Origin of the sequence: Pseudomonas sp. DrBHI1, from assembly GCF_002205115.1 — a bacterium.
GTDB classification, from domain to species: Bacteria; Pseudomonadota; Gammaproteobacteria; order Pseudomonadales; family Pseudomonadaceae; genus Aquipseudomonas; species Aquipseudomonas mosselii.
In genome coordinates this window covers 126,835-141,129 of sequence record NZ_NIBE01000124.1, presented here as the reverse complement: position 1 = coordinate 141,129, position 14,295 = coordinate 126,835, and the positions used below count along the sequence as shown (strand labels likewise).

At 67.8% G+C, this 14,295-nt stretch carries 19 protein-coding genes and 1 pseudogene; 18 read left to right on the top strand and 2 right to left on the bottom strand.

Annotated features, from left to right (window positions below):
- From CC207_RS23345 to CC207_RS23265, 17 genes are all read left to right on the top strand, one after another.
- The coding region (locus CC207_RS23345; RefSeq protein WP_178080988.1) for an SCO family protein at positions 1–329 on the top strand (329 nt) is incomplete at its 5' end.
- Positions 326–982, top strand: coding sequence for an SCO family protein (locus CC207_RS23340; RefSeq protein WP_088852847.1), 657 nt, complete (start codon positions 326–328; stop codon positions 980–982). The genes CC207_RS23345 and CC207_RS23340, both read left to right, overlap by 4 nt.
- 37 nt (positions 983–1,019) lie before the next feature.
- Positions 1,020–2,507, top strand: a complete 1,488-nt coding sequence (locus CC207_RS23335) for an ABC transporter substrate-binding protein (protein WP_243431495.1) — start codon at positions 1,020–1,022, stop codon at positions 2,505–2,507.
- Positions 2,508–2,528: 21 nt separating this feature from the next.
- Positions 2,529–3,170 carry a SurA N-terminal domain-containing protein gene (locus CC207_RS23330; RefSeq protein WP_028688947.1) on the top strand — a complete coding sequence of 214 codons (642 nt, stop codon included), beginning with the start codon at positions 2,529–2,531 and terminating at the stop codon, positions 3,168–3,170.
- Positions 3,171–3,409: 239 nt separating this feature from the next.
- A complete protein-coding gene (locus CC207_RS23325) occupies positions 3,410–3,943 on the top strand; it encodes a response regulator (RefSeq protein ID WP_028688946.1) in 534 nt (177 codons plus the stop codon).
- A 54-nt stretch (positions 3,944–3,997) separates the two neighbouring features.
- Positions 3,998–5,689: a GspE/PulE family protein gene (locus tag CC207_RS23320; RefSeq protein WP_088852845.1), complete on the top strand. Its 1,692-nt coding sequence runs from the start codon at positions 3,998–4,000 to the stop codon at positions 5,687–5,689.
- Entirely contained in the window at positions 5,670–6,452 is a 783-nt protein-coding gene (locus CC207_RS23315) for a hypothetical protein (RefSeq protein ID WP_088852844.1), read from the top strand. The genes CC207_RS23320 and CC207_RS23315 overlap by 20 nt, the downstream gene beginning before the upstream one ends.
- Before the next feature lies 1 nt (position 6,453).
- Complete coding sequence (locus CC207_RS23310; RefSeq protein WP_088852843.1) at positions 6,454–6,996, top strand: PilN domain-containing protein; 543 nt, start codon at positions 6,454–6,456, stop codon at positions 6,994–6,996.
- Positions 6,983–7,534: a type 4a pilus biogenesis protein PilO gene (gene pilO, locus CC207_RS23305; protein WP_069016730.1), complete on the top strand. Its 552-nt coding sequence runs from the start codon at positions 6,983–6,985 to the stop codon at positions 7,532–7,534. Before CC207_RS23310 ends, pilO begins: the two co-directional genes overlap by 14 nt.
- A complete protein-coding gene (locus CC207_RS23300; protein ID WP_062363192.1) occupies positions 7,534–8,034 on the top strand; it encodes a hypothetical protein in 501 nt (166 codons plus the stop codon). Before pilO ends, CC207_RS23300 begins: the two co-directional genes overlap by 1 nt.
- On the top strand, positions 8,031–9,908 hold the full coding sequence (locus tag CC207_RS23295) for a secretin N-terminal domain-containing protein (RefSeq protein ID WP_088852842.1): 1,878 nt from the start codon (positions 8,031–8,033) through the stop codon (positions 9,906–9,908). Before CC207_RS23300 ends, CC207_RS23295 begins: the two co-directional genes overlap by 4 nt.
- Positions 9,905–10,378: a type II secretion system protein gene (locus tag CC207_RS23290; RefSeq protein WP_088852841.1), complete on the top strand. Its 474-nt coding sequence runs from the start codon at positions 9,905–9,907 to the stop codon at positions 10,376–10,378. The genes CC207_RS23295 and CC207_RS23290 overlap by 4 nt, the downstream gene beginning before the upstream one ends.
- Positions 10,379–10,383: 5 nt before the next feature.
- Complete coding sequence (locus CC207_RS23285) at positions 10,384–10,758, top strand: type II secretion system protein (RefSeq protein ID WP_028688938.1); 375 nt, start codon at positions 10,384–10,386, stop codon at positions 10,756–10,758.
- Entirely contained in the window at positions 10,733–11,251 is a 519-nt protein-coding gene (locus tag CC207_RS23280; RefSeq protein WP_069016728.1) for a type II secretion system protein, read from the top strand. Before CC207_RS23285 ends, CC207_RS23280 begins: the two co-directional genes overlap by 26 nt.
- On the top strand, positions 11,248–11,643 hold the full coding sequence (gene csgE / locus CC207_RS23275) for a curli production assembly/transport protein CsgE (RefSeq protein WP_028688936.1): 396 nt from the start codon (positions 11,248–11,250) through the stop codon (positions 11,641–11,643). The genes CC207_RS23280 and csgE overlap by 4 nt, the downstream gene beginning before the upstream one ends.
- The gene (locus tag CC207_RS23270) at positions 11,640–12,059 is read left to right on the top strand and encodes a curli assembly protein CsgF (RefSeq protein ID WP_062363197.1); all 420 of its coding nucleotides are present in this window, start codon (positions 11,640–11,642) and stop codon (positions 12,057–12,059) included. Before csgE ends, CC207_RS23270 begins: the two co-directional genes overlap by 4 nt.
- Before the next feature lie 32 nt (positions 12,060–12,091).
- Positions 12,092–12,943 (top strand): CsgG/HfaB family protein, encoded by an 852-nt coding sequence (locus CC207_RS23265; protein ID WP_028688934.1) that lies wholly within the window; start codon positions 12,092–12,094, stop codon positions 12,941–12,943.
- Positions 12,944–12,958: 15 nt separating this feature from the next.
- Here the strand turns inward: CC207_RS23265 and CC207_RS28000 are convergent, their stop codons facing one another.
- A complete protein-coding gene (locus CC207_RS28000) occupies positions 12,959–13,195 on the bottom strand; it encodes a helix-turn-helix domain-containing protein (protein WP_256582305.1) in 237 nt (78 codons plus the stop codon).
- Positions 13,196–13,225: 30 nt separating this feature from the next.
- Between CC207_RS28000 and CC207_RS23255 the strand changes: the two are divergent.
- Positions 13,226–13,531, top strand: a pseudogene (locus tag CC207_RS23255) (ester cyclase); the annotation flags it as partial.
- Positions 13,532–13,540: 9 nt separating this feature from the next.
- Here CC207_RS23255 and CC207_RS23250 read toward each other — a convergent pair.
- On the bottom strand, positions 13,541–14,295 hold a 755-nt coding region (locus tag CC207_RS23250; RefSeq protein WP_088852853.1), incomplete at its 5' end, for a polysaccharide deacetylase family protein.

The window sequence follows — 14,295 nt, the reverse complement described above, 5'->3', positions numbered from 1 at the left end:
GCCTGGTCTCGATCAGCGTCGATCCGCAGCGCGATGATTCGAAACGCCTGGCCGGGTATGCCCGGGCGTTCCAGCACGGGCCGGGGTGGAGCTGGCTGACCGGCTCGCCCTATGCCATCAGCGAGACGCTCAAGGGGCTGGGCAGCTTCAGCGCCAACCTCAGCGAGCACCCGCCGCTGATCCTGGTCGGTGACGGGCGCAGCGGGCACTGGACGCGTTACTACGGCTTCACCGACCCCAACGTGCTGATCGGCGAGATCAACCGCCTGAGCGCACGCCGGGTGCACGCCAAAAGCACAGCCATTGCCGGGCAGGAGGCACAGCCATGAGCGCGCAGACTTCTCGCCACGCCGGCATGCGCAGCCTCGACTGGCTGGTGCTTGGTGGCTGCCTGTGGATCCTCGCCTCGGTCGCGTTCGCCCACGAAGGTCACGCGCCGGCACCGCAACCCGCGCCGCAGCCGATGGTCAGTGGCGGCGGCACCCGCGATGCGCAGGCCTGGTTCACCGACACCGTGCTCAAGGACCAGGACGGCCGCGAGCTGCGCTTTTACAGCGATGTGCTCAAGGACAAGGTGGTGATGCTCAACGTGATCTTCACCCACTGCAACGACGCCTGCCCGCTGATCACCCGCAAGTTGCGCGAGGTGCGCGAGGCCATGGGGCCGGAGCTTGCGGCGCAGGTGACCTTCGTCTCGGTGAGCAGCGATCCTTTGAACGACACGCCCGAGGTGCTCAAGGCGTTTGCCCGCAAGCAAGGGGTGGATGGGCCGAACTGGCTGTTCCTGACCGGCGACAAGGCCAGCGTCGACCTGGTGCTCGGGCGCCTGGGGCAGTTCCTGCCCAGCCCCGAGCAGCATTCGACGCAGTTGATCGCCGGCGACGTGGCAGGCAAGCGCTGGAGCAAGATCCGCCCGGACGCGCCACCGGCGGCGATTGCCCAGCGCATGCAGCTGCTGACTCAGCCGCTGGCGGGGCGGTGAGCGCATGAACAGGCGCACCGTCGCTCCCACGTTGGTCATGCTCATGATGGGGTGGTGCCTGTGCGGGGCGGTGCAACTGAGCGAACAGGAACTCGCCGGCAAGCGCCTCTATCGCGAAGGCGTCTCCAGCAGCGACGCCCAGTTGCTGGCCCGGGTGGGGCCGGGGGACATGAGCGTGCCGGCCAGCGTGCTGCCGTGTGCCAGTTGCCACGGCAACGACGGGCGCGGCCGCAGTGAGGGCGGGGTGCGCCCGCCGAGCCTGGACTGGCAGCGCCTGGCCCTCGGCACGGGCGATCGCGAGGCCAACAACCGACGCTATCCGGCCTATACCGAAGTCAGCCTGGCGCGGGTCGTGCGCAGTGGGGTCGATCCTGCCGGCAATCGGCTGGACCCGGCTATGCCGCGCTTCGAGCTGAGCCTGGCCGACCAGCGCAACCTGGCGGCCTACCTCAAGCGCTTGGGCGAAGACCGCGATCCGGGCGTGGAGGAGAGCACCTTGCGCTTGGGTACCTTGCTCCCCGAACAGGGCCCGCTGGCCGAGACCGGACGGACGGTGAGGGCGGTGCTGGAGGATGGCGTCGCACAGCTGAACCAGGCGGGGGGCATCCATGGCCGCCGCTTGCAGCTGATTGCGCTGGACCCGGGACCGGATTCGGCCAGTACCGCGCAGGCGCTGGACCAGTTGATCCAGCGTGAGCGGGTTTTCGCCCTGATTGCGCCCGTGGCACCGCAGCTCGACAGTCGCCAGCTGGAACAGGCGGGCCTGCCGCTGATCGGCGCCACGCCGCGCAGTGGCGGCAGCGCTCAGGTATTCGACCCTTTACCGGGCGTACCCGAGCAATTGCTCAGCGTGGCCCTGCATGCCCGCGATAGTCTTGGCCTGGCCCGCGATGCCGTGCAACTGGTCTATGCCGGCGAAGACCAGGTCGAGGCGGCGCAGGTCGTACAGCAGCGTTTGCGCCAGTTGGGCTTTACCGGCGTATCCGCGCAAGCGTTCACGGGCCAGGCGCTGGCGGGCGAGGGCATCGTCTTCCTGGGGCGCGCCCAGGGGTTTGCCGAGCTGGCCGCCAGTCTGCAGGCCGGCGGGCGCAAACCCTACCTGCTTGCCGCGTCGAGCCAGGTGGCCGGTGCCGTGCCGGGGCTGGCACCGGCTTGGTCGCGGCGGGTGCTGCTGGCCTATCCGTTCGTGCCCGGCGACTGGACCGCTCGTGGCCGGGAGACCCTGGCCGGCGTGCAGCAGCGCCAGGGGCTGGAGCCACGTCAGGCGTCATTGCAGGTCAGCACGCTGTGCGCCTGGCAGTTGCTGGTCGAAGCGCTGAAACAGGTGGGACGCGACGCCAGCCGCGAACAACTGCTCGGCGCCCTGGAACAGTTGCATGACGTCGACACCGGCCTGACACCGCTGCTGGGCTTCGGCCCCGGACGTCGCCAGGGCATGGCCGGCGCCCATGTGGTGGCGGTGAGCCTGCCGGGGCCGAGCTTTGCCGAGGTGGCGCCGTACCGTCCGGTACCGGACACACCATGACCCTTTCAGGAGTGGATCACCATGCGCGTACTGATTGCCTGCCTGCTGTCATTGCTTGCCCTGGCAAGCCACGCCGACACGCCAGTGGCGCGGGTCAATGGCGTGGATATCGGCGTGCTGCGCCTGGAGCACTACTTCAGCGAATACCTCCAGGCCCAGGGGCGGGCGGTGGCGAGCATCCGCAACCCCAACCTGTACCAGCGTCTGCGCGAGCAGGCCCTGGATGAGCTGATCGACAAGGAGCTGCTGTGGCAGGAGGCCCAGCGCCAGGGTATCGAGGTCAGTGACGCGCAGGTGACGGCGCGGGTCGGCGAGGTGGAGGCGGCCTTCGGCAGCCCGGCGGTGTTCGAGCGGCGGCTGGAGGAGGCGGGCTTCGATCGGCGCAGCTTCGCTGACTACACTCGACAGGAGATGGCCGCCCAGCAGGTCTACGCCCGTTTGACGGCGGTGGCGTCGCCCAGCGAAGCCGAGGTGGCGGCCTTCCATCAGGCCAATGGGCAAAGACTGCAAGGTATGCAGAACCAAAGTGATAATACTTCTGTCTCATCTGAACACGGCCTGCGCCTGGCCAGGGATGCGCTTGTCGCGCAATTGCAGGCCCAGGCGCGGCAAGCAGTGCGCCAACGTTTGCGTGATTCCGCTACAGTGGAGCGCGCCGACTGAAGGGACGCCAAGGCGATTCCCCATTGTTGGGGAATGCCCCAAAGGCAAAGTGCCATCAGCTTCCCCGGTTGTGGGGGAAGGTCTGCCGGCACGACCTGAAATGGATTGAAAGCTACAACGATATCAATGACTTGAAAGCGGTGCGCAATGACTTTTCATGCCTGGCACGAAGCCTGCTCAAGCCTCTACAAGGCCGCACTTCGCAGACCGGGGAACCGGGCAGTTCATGGGAGTGGACCTTGGTGAACAGAGTATTGGTAGTCGATGACGAACAGACCCTTGCGCAGAACCTGCAAGCGTATCTGCAGGCGCAAGGCCTGGAGGTCCATCTCGCCCACGACGGTACTGCGGGTATCGAACTGGCCGAGCAACTGGCACCGGACGTGATCGTGCTGGATTACCGCTTGCCCGACATGGAGGGGTTTCAGGTCCTGGAGACCGTGCGCAGGAACAGGTCGTGTCATTTCGTGCTGATCACCGCCCACCCGACCGCCGAGGTCCGTGAGCGCGCCGCCGAGCTGGGTGTGACCCATGTCCTGTTCAAGCCGTTCCCGCTGATGGAACTGGCCCGCGCCGTCTTCGACCTGATGGGCATCGAGCGCCAGCGCAGGAGCACCGACCAGCCGGCCGCGGGGTTCGTCGAACGACGCCAGAACAGGAACGAATCGTTCCCCTTGCAGTTGTACGATGGCAGCTGGGTGCTGGCCGACCGCCGACGCAACGGCGCCAAGCCAGGCGAACCTGACGACGAACAACTGCTCACCGGGGAATAGCGGCGCCCAAGGTCCCCCAGCCTGCGGCGCCGCCCCTGAGCGGAGTCGCAGGCCATGTCCCAGGCATTCGATGCAGATTCATCGCTACCCACGATCGCTGGCTACCCCCGTGACCTCCTGGCCCAGGCCCGCCAGCAAGCCGGCGAAGAGCGCTTGCTGGCCTGCCTGGAGCGGCTCTCCCGCGACACGCCCAGCACCTTCACCCAGCGCCTGGCCATCACCCTGCATTACCCGGTGCTCGCCACCCAGACCTTGTTCGCCTGCGCCCCGGCCTTCGACCTGGTCAGCCTGGCGCAATGCCTGAAGCGTGAATTCGCCCTGGTCGAGCACGATGGCGAGCGCCTCGGCGTGTTCGCCGACCCCTTCGACAGCGCCCGCCTGGCCTGGATCGACGACTGCCTGCAGGGCGCGCCGCTGTACCTGGTCCATGCCGCCGACCTGGCCGCATTCCTGGCCCGCCACGAAGAGAGCTTCCACGCCGTCGACGCCCTCGGCCACGACGCGGAGGCCGGCGGCGAGGCCGACCCGCTGCAGCGCCTGTCGCTGACCAGCATCAGCGAAGACCAGAGCCGGGTGGTCAAGCTGGTCAACTCGACCCTGTACGACGCCCTCAAGCTGCACGCCAGCGACATCCACTTAGGCATGACCGGCCAGGGCCTGACCATCAAGTACCGCATCGACGGCGTGCTCAACGGTGCCGGCAAGGCCAGCGGCAGTGCCTTCGCCGAGCAGGTGATCTCGCGGATCAAGGTCATGGCCGAACTGGACATCGGCGAAAAGCGCGTCCCCCAGGACGGGCGCTTCAAGGTGGCCATCGGCGAGCGGCAGATCGACTTTCGCGTCTCGATCATGCCAAGCATCTTCGGCGAGGACGCGGTGCTGCGGGTGCTGGACAAGCAGGACCTGTCCGACCAGGTCAGCGGCGTGCAGTTGCAGGCCCTGGGTTTCGAGGAACACACCCTGCGCGCCCTGCGCCGGCTGGCCAGCGAGCCCTACGGCATGATCCTGGTCACCGGGCCCACCGGCAGCGGCAAGACCACCACGCTGTACGCCATGCTCAGCGAGATCAACCACGGCGTCGACAAGATCATCACCATCGAGGACCCGGTCGAGTACCAGCTGCCCGGCGTGCTGCAGATCCCGGTCAACGAGAAGAAGGGCCTGACCTTCGCCCGCGGCCTGCGTTCGATCCTGCGCCACGACCCGGACAAGATCCTGGTCGGCGAGATCCGTGACCCGGACACCGCGCAGATCGCCGTGCAGTCGGCGCTCACCGGGCACCTGGTGTTCACCACCATCCACGCCAACAACGTGTTCGACGTGATCGGCCGTTTCAGCCAGATGCAGGTCGACCCCTACAGCTTTGTCTCGGCGCTCAACGCCGTGCTGGCCCAGCGTCTGGTGCGCCTGGCCTGCGTGCATTGCGCGGTGCCCTGCGAGCCCGACGACGAACTGCTCGCCGCCTCGGGCCTGACCCGTGACGCGGTGGCCGGCTGGCGCTTCGTGCGCGCCCAGGGTTGCGGCCAGTGCCGTGGCAGTGGCTACCGCGGGCGCAACGCCATCGCCGAGCTGCTGCACCTGGACGACGACCTGCGGCAGATGATCGTCGAACGCCGCCCGCTCGCGCAGATCAAGCAGCTGGCCTGCCAACGTGGCCTGCGGCTGCTGCGCGCCTCGGCCCTGGACCTGGTCCGTGACGGCCGCACCACACTCGAGGAGATCAACCGTGTCACATTTATCGCCTGATCGGTACTGCGCCGTGCTCGGCGCCGAGAGTGTCGGCCTGGGCCGCTGGCACGGTCATCAACACCAGTGGCTGGGCAGCCGCGCCTTCAGTTGCGACGCCACCCAACCCGCCTGGGCCCCGGCCCTGGAGGCCCTGGCCGGCCTGCTCGGCGAGCACCCGGCACGCGGTGCGCAACTGCGGGTGCTGCTCTCGGCCCGCTACAGCCGCTTCTGCCTGGTGCCCTGGAGCGACGCCATCGGCACCCCGGGCGAGCTGGACACCTACGCCCGGGCCTGCTTCGAACACCTCTACGGCCAGGCCCTGGACGACTGGCGCATCGTGCTGTCGCCGGAGCCGGCGGGTGCCGCGCGAATCGCCACCGCGCTGCCCGAGGCGCTCCTTCAGGGCCTGCAGGCCCTGGGCCGGGAAAGCCGTCTGAGCCTGCGCTCGGTGCAGCCTTACCTGATGGCCGCCTACAACCGCTGCTCGGCGCAGTTGGCCCAGGGCGACTTCCTCTTCGTGCTTGCCGAGCCGCGCCGCAGCGTGCTGCTGCTGGCCGCCGGCGGCGCTTGGCAACAGGTGCTGGCCCAGGGCTGTGCCGACAGCGACCAGGCCCTGCAGGCGCTGATCGAGCGCACGTGCGAGCTGTACGGCGAGCAGCCGCCGCGGGTGTACCTGCATGCGCCGGGGCGCACGGCGGCCTCGCACCTGGTGGCGGTGCAGCTGTGCGCGCCGAGCGCCGAGGCCGACCCGCTGTGCGCCATGTGGCGGGCGGTGGCCTGAGATGCGCCGCCTCGACCTGGAATTCCAGCCCCGTCACAGCAGCCCCCTGGCCTGGTCGCTGCTGGCCCTGGGCGGTGCCGTGCTGGCGGTGCTGCTGCTGGCCCAGCAGCAACTGGTGAGCGAGCAGGGGGACCTGGAAGGCCGCGTGCATCAGCTCGAACTCAAGCTCGGCCGGCGCCCGGCCACTGCTGCCGTGCAAAGCAGCGCGGTGATCCGCGAGCAGGCCGAGCGCCTGGCACAGATGCGCAGCGTCTCGCAGCAGCTTCAGCGGCCCTGGCAGCAGCTGTTTGCCATGCTCGAGGCGATGCCGCAGGAAGACGTGGCGCTGCTCAGCCTCACCCCTGACGCGCGCAAGGGCCAGGTTCGCATCAGTGCCGAGGCGCGCAACCTCGAAGCGATGCTGCAGTACCACCAGCGCCTGGAACGCAGCAGCGAGCTGTCCGATGTGTCGCTGCTCAACCATGAGGTGCTGGCCGGGCAAGCCGAGCATCCGGTGCGTTTCAACCTCACTGCCACCTGGGAGACCGGCCATGCGCGTCCCTAGCCTGATCGTCCATGAAACGCTGCGGCGCCTGGGCCGGGCAGGGCTGGCCGCACTGCTGGTCGGCGTCCTGGCGCTGGCCGTCTGCCTGGCCGGGGTGCTGCCACAGTGGCAGGCAGTGCGCGAGCTGCGCGCCAGCGAGGCCGACGCCAGCGCCCAGGTGCAGCGTCTGGCGCGTGGCGAGCTGAAGGTCCAGGCCCGGCCCGAGCAACAGGCGCTGGACGAACTGCGCCAGCAGCTGCCCGGCCAGCCTCAGGCCAGCGAACTGATCGAGCGCCTGTACCACCTGGCCAGCGCCGAGCGCATCAGCCTGTCCCGCGGTGAATACGCCCTGGGGGTGGACCCCAAGACCCAGTTGGCGCGCTATCAGATCGTCCTGCCGGTACGCGGCAGCTACCCCCAGATCCGCGGCTTCCTCAAGGCGCTGATCGGCCAATTGCCGACCCTGGTGCTGGAAGACCTGGAGCTGCAACGCAAGCGGATCGGTGACCGGGAACTGACCGGTCGTGTGCGCATGACCCTTTACCTGTCGAGGTCGTGATGAACACTCAGCGTGCGGTGATGTGGGCAGGGTTCCTGGGGCTGAGCGCCGCGCTGGCGTGGGCGCCTGGTCACTGGTTCGGCCTGGAGGAAGAGGAGGCTGGTCCGATCGCGGGGCAAGCCCGCTTCCTCGCAACTTCCACCCACGTGGAAGCGGGCTCGCCCCGCGATGAGGCGGTAAGCCCCTCACGCGACCTGTTCCCCAGCCAGCAATGGACCCCACCCCAGGCCCTGGCCACCGTCACCGAACAACCCGTGGTCACCGCCCCGGTGACCGTCGCGCCCACCGCCCCGACGCTGCCGTTTCGCTTCATCGGCCGCATGGGCGAGCGCGACGACCTGCAGATCTTCCTGCAGAGCGGCGACAAGCTCTACGTCGTGCGCCAGGGCGATGTGATCGATGACACCTACCGTCTGGACCACGTCTCGGCCACCGAGCTGGGCCTGGTCTACCTGCCACTGCACCAGCCACAGACCCTGTCTGTCGGGAGCGCACCATGAAATCGTCGAAGTTGTGCAAGCCTGCGCCGTTCATGCTCCTGGCCCTGTGTGTGGCCATCGGCGGATGCGGCTCGAGCGCCGTGCGCAAGGACAGCCAGGAACTGATCAAGGAAGGCCAGTACGAGGCGGGGATCGCCCGCCTGGAGGAGGCCCTGCGCGAGGACCCGCGCGACACCGAACTGAACATCGCCCTGGCCCATGGCCGTCAGGCGGCGGTAGAGGCGCTGCTGACCCAGGCCGACAGCGACCGCGCGCGCCACGACTTCGCCGGCGCGCGCATGGGCTACGGCCGGGTGCTGACCATAGAGGCCAACAACCGCCGCGCCCAGGAAGGCATCCGCCAGCTGGAGTTGATCCGCACCCTAGACGATCGCGTCGCCCTCGGCCAGGCGGCGTTGCGCCAGGGCGACCTGTTCGGCGCCGAACGCTACATGCGCGAAGTGCTGCGCCTGGATCCGCAGAACCAGAAGGGCCAGACCCTGCGCAGCGACATCGAGAACGTCCAGGCGCGTACCGCCACGCCGTACCCGCAGCTGCGCAGCAAGCTGGAGCGCCCGGTGACCCTGGAGTTTCGCGATGCCGATCTCAAGACCATCTTCGAGGTGCTGGCCCAGGTCGCCGGGATCAACTTCATCTTCGACAAGGACCTGCGCCCGGACATGAAGGCCACCATCTTCGTGCGCGAGGTGCGCATCGAGGACGCCGTGGCCCTGTTGCTGGAGCAGAACCAGTTGCGCCAGAAGATCGTCAACGACAACACCCTGCTGGTCTACCCGGACTCACCGCAGAAGACCAAGGACTACCAGGAACTGGTCATGCGCACTTTCTACCTGACCAGCATCGACGCCAATACCGCGCTGAACATGGTCAAGACCATGCTCAAGACCCGTGACGTGTTCGTCGACGAGCGCCTCAACACCCTGACCATGCGCGACACCCCCGACGCCGTGCGCATGGCCGAGAAGCTGCTGCAGTCCCAGGACCAGTCCAACCCCGAGGTGGTGCTGGAGGTGGAGGTGATGGAGGTGGCCACCTCGCGCATCCTCGACCTCGGCCTGCAATGGCCCAACACCTTCGGCGTGCTGACCAGCGATGGCAAGTCGGTGAGCGTGCTCGACCAACTGCGCGGCATCGACTCCAGCCGCATCAGCATCTCGCCGGCGCCACAGGCCAAGATCAATGCCCAGGACAAGGACATCAACACCCTGGCCAGCCCGGTGATCCGGGTCAGCAACCGCGAGCAGGCGCGCATCCACATCGGCCAGCGGGTGCCGATCATCAGCGCCACCTCGGTGCCCTCGACCCAAGGCCCGGTGATCACCGAAAGCGTCACCTATCTGGACGTCGGCCTCAAGCTCGAAGTACAGCCCACCGTGCACCTGAACAACGAGGTGGCGATCAAGGTGGCCCTGGAAGTGAGCAACGCCACGCCCCTGGAAGCGACCCGCCAGGGCACCATTCCGGTCCAGGTCGACACCCGCAACGCCCAGACCAGCCTGCGCCTGCACGACGGCGAGACCCAGGTGCTGGCCGGGCTGGTGCGCAACGACCACAACGCCAGCGGCAACAAGATCCCGGGGCTGGGTGACATTCCCGGCCTGGGTCGGCTGTTCGGCAGCAACAAGGACGACATGAGCAAGTCCGAACTGGTGCTGGCGATCACCCCGCGTATCGTGCGCAACCTGCCGTACCAGAGCCCGTCGGACATGGAGTTCGCCACCGGCACCGAGTCGGCCCTGCAGGTGCGCCAGCTGGCCCAGCCGGTGCCGGCCAGCGCCGTGCCCACCGAGTCCCCGGACGACGAGTCGCAGGGGGCGCCACGGGTGGAAGGGCAGATGGCGGTGGTGCCGGCCAGCCCGAGGCCACGGCCATGACACCCCGCCAGCAGGGCTTCAGCCTGATCGAGGTGGTGCTGACCCTGGCGCTGCTCGGGCTGCTCGCCAGCATGGCCGCGCCACTGACCGAAACCGTGGTGCGCCGGGGCAAGGAGCAGCAGCTGCGCGAGGCCCTGTACCAGATCCGCGACGCCATCGATGCCTACAAGCGCGCCTTCGACGCCGGCTACATCGAGAAGCGCCTGAACGCCAGTGGCTATCCGCCGAACCTGCAGGTGCTGGTAGACGGCGTGCGCGATGTGCGCAGCGCCAAGGGCGCGAAGTTCTACTTCCTGCGGCGCATCCCCCACGATCCGCTGCGCGCGGTCAAGGCCGACGACCAGGGCGACTGGGGCCTGCGCGCCTATGACAGCGCGGCCGAGAATCCGCGCGAGGGCGAGGACGTGTTCGACGTCTATTCCAAGGCCGCCGGCAAGGGCCTCAACAACGTTCCCTACGGGCAATGGTGACGGCGATGAAACCGAGCAAGGGCTTCACCCTCATCGAGCTGCTGGTAGTGATGGCGATTATCGCCACCTTGATGACCATCGCCATGCCGCGCTACTTCAACAGCCTGGAGGCCTCCCGCGAGGCCACCCTGCGCCAGAGCCTGGCGGTGCTGCGCGAGGCCCTGGACCACTACTACGGCGACACCGGGCACTACCCCGATTCCCTCGACCAATTGGTGGAGCAGCGCTACCTGCGTAACACCCCGGTCGACCCGATCACCGAGCGCCGCGATGCCTGGCAAGTGGTGCCACCGCCTGAGGGCGTGGCCGGCGGGGTGGCCGACATCAAGAGTGGAGCCAGCGGGAGGGCGCGTGATGGCAGCCTCTATGCCGAATGGTGAAACCGGCTTCACCTACCTGGGCGTGCTGCTGCTGATCGCCGTCAGCAGCGTGGCCCTGGCGGCCACCGGCACTCTGTGGGCCACCAGCGTGCAGCGCGAGCGTGAGCGCCAGCTGCTGTGGGTGGGCGGTCAGTATGCCCAGGCCTTGCGCAGCTACTACCGCGCCTCGCCGGGCTTGGCCCAGTACCCACATGACCTGGGTGAACTGGTGGAGGACAACCGTTTCCCTGCACCGCAGCGTCACTTGCGCAGGCTCTATCCAGACCCGATCGGCGGTGAAGAATGGGGCCTGCTGCGCGCGGTCGATGGCCGCATCACCGGGGTGTACAGCCGCTCCGAGGCCACGCCGCTCAAACGCAGCGGCTTTGATGCCCAGTGGAGCGGTTTCGAGGGGCTGGAGCACTACAGCGACTGGCAGTTCGTCGCCGAGCAGGCGTTTGCCGAAAGCGCCGGCGGCGCCCGCCAGCACGCAGGCCCGGGAGAAGCGCCATGAAACGCCTGGCCGCGTTGCTGTGCCTGTGCCTGGCGCTGCTGCAGGGCCAGGCCCGGGCGGGCGCCGAGGACGAGATGATGGGATTTATCGTCGACAACACCATCTCGCACATCGGCCACGACTTCTATCACGCCTTCAGCGACCGGCTGCGCGCCACCAGCCGGCTCGACTTCAACCTGGTGGTGCGCGAACGCCCGGATGCCCGCTGGGGCAGCCTGGTGACGGTGGAGTACGAGCGCGAGGTGCTGTACCGGCGTTTCCTGCCGCCCAACACCACGCAACTCAACGACGAGGCCATCGCGGCCGCCGACCTGGTCAGGCAACAGATCGTTCAGCGCAAGCTGCAACGACTGCTGCAGGACACAACTGATCTTGAGAGGGACGAGCTATGAGCACCCACCTTGCACGACGCATCGCCGCCTGCCTGCTGGCTGCCGGCCTCGGTGGCCAGGCCTTGGCCACGGAGCTGGTGTACACCCCGGTCAATCCGTCCTTCGGCGGCAATCCGATCAATGGCACCTGGCTGTTGAACAACGCCCAGGCGCAGAACGACTACGACGATCCAGACCTCAAGGACCGCACTTCGGCGTTCGCCGGGACCTCGGCCCTGGAACGCTTCAGCAACCAGCTCGAATCGCGCTTGCTTGGGCAACTGCTGGACAACATCAGCAACGGCAACACCGGCAGCATGTCCACCGACGCCTTCCTGATCGACGTCATCGACGATTCGGGGGCGCTGAGCATCAAGGTCACCGACCGGGCCACCGGGGAAGTCTCGATCATCGAGGTCAGCGGCCTGAACCCCTGAGAGGGACGGGTCTTTACTGGGGAGAGAACGCCATGAAACGCCTGCTGAGCACACTGCTGGTCCTCGCCGCCCTGGGTAGCCTGCACGGCTGCGGCCTGCGCGAGCCGATGCCCGCCGAACAGGACCCCGAGACCCCGACGCTGACGCCGCGGGCCTCGACCTACTATGACCTGGTCAACATGCCGCGGCCCCGCGGTCGGCTGATGGCGGTGGTGTACGGTTTCCGCGACCAGACCGGGCAGTACAAGCCGACCCCGGCCAGCTCGTTCTCCACCAGCGTCACCCAGGGGGCGGCGAGCATGCTGATGGACGCGCTCAACGCCAGCGGCTGGTTCGTGGTGCTGGAGCGCGAGGGCCTGCAGAACCTGCTGACCGAGCGCAAGATCATCCGCGCCTCGCAGAAGAAACCCGATGTGGCGGAAAACATCCAGGGCGAGCTGCCGCCGCTGCAGGCGGCCAACCTGATGCTCGAGGGCGGCATCATCGCCTACGACACCAACGTGCGCAGCGGCGGCGAGGGCGCCCGCTACCTGGGCATCGGCCTGTCCCGTGAATACCGGGTCGACCAGGTTACGGTCAACCTGCGGGCGGTGGACGTGCGCACCGGCCAGGTGCTGGCCAATGTGATGACCAGCAAGACCATCTACTCGGTCGGGCAGAACGCCGGGGTGTTCAAGTTCATCGAGTTCAAGAAGCTGCTCGAAGCCGAGGTGGGCTATACCACCAACGAGCCGGCGCAGCTGTGCGTGCTGTCGGCCATCGAAGCCGCGGTGGGGCACCTGCTGGCCCAGGGGATCGAGCGGCGGTTGTGGCAGGTAGCGGGGGATGGGGCGGGGGACAAGGCGGTGCTGGACAAATATCTGAGTCAGTATCAGCAGCCGTAAGCCGAGGTAACGCTCCTACAGGGGAAACGCATTGCGTGAGGATCCTGGATCCGGCTTCATATCATAGCGTTGCCGAGCCTGAACAATCGCTGGCATGTTCGACTCCGCCCAATGCGCCAGTTGCTCCACCGTGCTACCCAGTGTCGCGCCCAGTTCGGTCAGGGCGTATTCGACGGTGGGCGGTACGGTCGGGTGTACCTGGCGTTCCACCAGGCCATCGCGCTCGAGCTTCTTCAGGGGCTGCGACAGCACCTTCTGCGAGACGCCGGCGATATCCCGTCGACCCTGCCGCCGGGGCGGGCGCAGGGCGTTGAAGGGCCGCTGAAGGCTTCCCGGGCATTCCGCGCGGCGGTGCCGGACCTGCGCTGTGAGGTGCTGCAGATGATCGTCGCGGGCGACCGGGTCACCGCGGCGCTGCGCTTCACCGGCCATTTCACCGGCACGCTGGGCGAGCACCAAGGCCAGGGCCAAGCCATCGACTTCATCGCCATGGACATCTACCGCATTGCCGATGGCCGGATCGCCGAGGACTGGCACCTGGAGGACAACCTGGCGTTCATGCGCCAGGCGGGCCTGGTGGGGCGTTGAACCCTGTGATCAGCTAAACCCCCGAGGCGGATTGACCGGCGCGTCGTCCTGGGCCAGGGTCCAGCGAGCGATGTCGTCCTTGCGCATGAAGGCCACCCCGGCATGGCTGCGGGCGTAGGCGAAGAACTGGTCCAGCGCCCGCACCACGGTGGGCGTGCCGCCGATGCGGTCATGGGCCGACAGTGACATCAGCCGGCGGCGCTGGCTGCCTTCGGCGTACAGCACGTCGAACTCGTCCTTGAGCTCCTGCAGCAAGGCGGCGCCGGTCATCGCCGTGGATCCGGCGATGCGGCCGATGTCATTGTTGCGCAGGGTGTAGGGCACCACGGCGAACGGCTTGCCGCGCACCGGGGTGATCGAGGGCTCGTCACGGGCCAGGTCGTCGATGTGGTAGAGGAAGCCCAGGTCCTGGAGGATATTCAGGGTCTCGCGGGAGTGGCGCATCCAGAACGCGTTGAAGCCCAGCGGACGCTGCCCGGTGACGCGTTCAATGATAGCGCTGGCCTGCTCGTACTGGCGGCGCTCCTCTGCAGGCGTCAGGCTGTACTGGGGTGCCCAGTGCAGGCCGTGCCCGGCGGCCTCATGACCGCGCCGGACCACCTCGGCCGCCAGCTCCGGGTAGGCTTCAACAGCCTTGCCGACCATGTGCGAGGTGACTTTGATGCCGTGCCGGTCGAACAGCGCGAGCAGGCGCGGCACGCCTTCCAGCGGGCCGTAGCGGTACCAGCTGGGGGCTATGGTGTCGGGGTAGCGTGGGTCCAGTG

What these genes read in the sequence shown, in the direction of transcription:
- pilO (WP_069016730.1), top strand. Translation starts at nt 6,983, where the DNA reads ATGCGCGTCCCTAGCCTGATCGTCCATGAAACGCTGCGGCGCCTGGGC.
- csgE (WP_028688936.1), top strand. Translation starts at nt 11,248, where the DNA reads ATGAAACGCCTGGCCGCGTTGCTGTGCCTGTGCCTGGCGCTGCTGCAG.
- CC207_RS23320 (WP_088852845.1), top strand. Translation starts at nt 3,998, where the DNA reads ATGTCCCAGGCATTCGATGCAGATTCATCGCTACCCACGATCGCTGGC.
- CC207_RS23300 (WP_062363192.1), top strand. Translation starts at nt 7,534, where the DNA reads ATGAACACTCAGCGTGCGGTGATGTGGGCAGGGTTCCTGGGGCTGAGC.
- CC207_RS23310 (WP_088852843.1), top strand. Translation starts at nt 6,454, where the DNA reads ATGCGCCGCCTCGACCTGGAATTCCAGCCCCGTCACAGCAGCCCCCTG.
- CC207_RS23285 (WP_028688938.1), top strand. Translation starts at nt 10,384, where the DNA reads ATGAAACCGAGCAAGGGCTTCACCCTCATCGAGCTGCTGGTAGTGATG.
- CC207_RS23265 (WP_028688934.1), top strand. Translation starts at nt 12,092, where the DNA reads ATGAAACGCCTGCTGAGCACACTGCTGGTCCTCGCCGCCCTGGGTAGC.
- CC207_RS23330 (WP_028688947.1), top strand. Translation starts at nt 2,529, where the DNA reads ATGCGCGTACTGATTGCCTGCCTGCTGTCATTGCTTGCCCTGGCAAGC.
- CC207_RS23295 (WP_088852842.1), top strand. Translation starts at nt 8,031, where the DNA reads ATGAAATCGTCGAAGTTGTGCAAGCCTGCGCCGTTCATGCTCCTGGCC.
- CC207_RS23270 (WP_062363197.1), top strand. Translation starts at nt 11,640, where the DNA reads ATGAGCACCCACCTTGCACGACGCATCGCCGCCTGCCTGCTGGCTGCC.
- CC207_RS23340 (WP_088852847.1), top strand. Translation starts at nt 326, where the DNA reads ATGAGCGCGCAGACTTCTCGCCACGCCGGCATGCGCAGCCTCGACTGG.
- CC207_RS23280 (WP_069016728.1), top strand. Translation starts at nt 10,733, where the DNA reads ATGGCAGCCTCTATGCCGAATGGTGAAACCGGCTTCACCTACCTGGGC.
- CC207_RS23290 (WP_088852841.1), top strand. Translation starts at nt 9,905, where the DNA reads ATGACACCCCGCCAGCAGGGCTTCAGCCTGATCGAGGTGGTGCTGACC.
- CC207_RS23335 (WP_243431495.1), top strand. Translation starts at nt 1,020, where the DNA reads ATGCTCATGATGGGGTGGTGCCTGTGCGGGGCGGTGCAACTGAGCGAA.